The following is a 533-nucleotide window of genomic DNA, read 5'->3' on the forward strand; positions in this document are numbered from 1 at the left end:
AGACCATACTCAAAGGCTGCGGAGGGCGCGACGCCCGCGCGGCCCGGCTCATCTCCATCGCCGCGCAATCGCCAGAACAAGGTGCAGTATGAAACACTCCCGTGGCCGTCGCGGCCTGGCCGGCAGAATGGCGGTGCCGTAATGCGCCGCCATTTCGGCATAGGCACGATTGACGCCCGGCTCGTAGAAGCAGGCCTTGGTGACGCCGGACTTCAGATTGTCGGAAACGACCATCGCCGGCACACCGCCGTAAAAGACAAAGGCGCGTGTGTGCGAGCCGATCCAGTCGGGCAGCGTCTGCGTGAAGGTTGCCTCGGCGTACGTAAAACTCGATGCGCCGAGGGCTGCGACAAACAGCTGGCAGGCATGCACCTCTCCGGTCGCGGCATCGACGATGTCAATCGTCGTACCGGCGTAATCGACGAACAGCTTCTCGCCGGCCACATGCGCCTGCCGCATCGTCGGCGACAACCGGCCTTCCCAGGCTCGATAGAGTTCGCAGAACCAGCTGCGGCCGTAACCGTCGGGATGCG

1 pseudogene is annotated in these 533 nt (G+C 64.2%); it reads right to left on the minus strand.

Annotation, left to right across the window (positions count from 1 at the left end):
* Positions 1 to 96: 96 nt before the first annotated feature.
* Positions 97 to 533: pseudogene (locus IVA82_RS40030) on the minus strand (DDE-type integrase/transposase/recombinase); the annotation flags it as partial.

The sequence above is a fragment of the Bradyrhizobium sp. 142 genome (assembly GCF_023074015.1).
Classification (GTDB): Bacteria; Pseudomonadota; Alphaproteobacteria; order Rhizobiales; family Xanthobacteraceae; genus Bradyrhizobium.